The 1,394-nt window shown below is 58.1% G+C and carries 1 pseudogene; it reads left to right on the forward strand.

The annotated features are described in order from the left end of the window. Nucleotides 1–35: 35 nt before the first annotated feature. A pseudogene (locus tag QYH43_RS26860) lies at nt 36–1,394 on the forward strand (DUF2875 family protein); the annotation flags it as partial.

The raw sequence follows: 1,394 nt of genomic DNA on the forward strand, positions 1-1,394 counted from the left end.
TGTGGCGAGCAATGCTTTGAACGTACGGGTTACCTGACGTGGAGCTTCGTAAGATCAACCCAGTACTGCGCTGGGGCATCGCCACCATTGTGGGGCCCTTGCTGCTGATTTTCAGCGTTCACTGGTGGGGCAAGGCCGTGGCCAGTGAAAAGGCAGGACTTGCCGCCTATAAAGCCAACGTCATGGCGCAAATCGCCGAGCAGCAGGCCACCCAGGCGCGGACTTATGCGTTGGAAATCCGCGGGGTGGGGCTTGGGATCTACCAGGATCACCAATCGGAAATTTGGCAATTCATCAAGAAGAAAAATAACAACTTTGCGTCGATTTACTCACGAGATCCCAAGGATTACACGGATTCACTGGACTCCCGAGAGATCAGCAGAGATATCAAAATCCGTGTTGCCTTCAAGCATTCGGCAGGTGAGTCAGTGGCGTACTGGCCAATCCCGGTGTTTTCCCTCGCACCGCCCAAGCAACCTTCAGACACAGGCGCTGCGGATAATATCCTCAGCGGCCGCAATGCCGCCACGCTCGGAGTCACGCTCTTTTTGTGGCAGGACGCGGAGAATACCACCCATGCCCAGGGCATGATCGAGCGCTTGTTCCAGTTCTTTGATGACAATCCCAAAGTGCCCCAGGCGTTGATCGTGAGCGAGGACGGCGATGTCACACGAAACGGTTTGCGCGTGCCAGGCACCCCGGGATTGCAGAACGGTCATGTTGTCCCCACGGTTTACGAAAGCATGACCGGGCTGCTGGTTACCCGCTCGGATCGGGTGGATCGGTACCTTCGCCCATTTGCCACCCACGAGCCTGAAGACAACCAGAACAAAAGCACTGATCTGGGCAAACTGTGGGCCTTTTATTGGGACCGCGATAGAGCATTTATGGATTGGTATGAAACCGCAGCGCGTGCCAATGCCTCCGAAGCCCCCTATGCGCCCACCACCATGTCCACCGCCTACTGGCAAGCGCAACTCCCCTCGCTCTGGAGCACGCTCTCTGACCGAGGAACGGGCTATTTCGAACCCTCCCCATGGCTACCCATACGCTGGGCCCAGCATCAGGTCAAAGAGTTCGACGCTGCGCCAGTGCTGGGTTACCTGCACCGGCCCATCAAGGTCTCGATGCAGGATGAGCACGGCCAGCGACTCAAGCCGGTGTTGCAAGCCAAAGCCCTGCAGGCAGGCTGGTTGCAGGCCGTGGAGACGTTGCCCAAAGGGCAGCAGCCGGTCCGCGTGTTCTATGACACCACCGACAACCGGGACGCTGAAATTGCCCTGGCCAATGCCTTGCACGACCTGAATACGGACGGCCATGGCATCGAGCTGGGCAATGTCGATGAGGGTTACGACATCGGTCGGCGTCTGGGCAATACCGGGGTCAGTGGAGCT

The organism is Pseudomonas sp. C32, from assembly GCF_030417915.1.
Lineage (GTDB): Bacteria > Pseudomonadota > Gammaproteobacteria > Pseudomonadales > Pseudomonadaceae > Aquipseudomonas.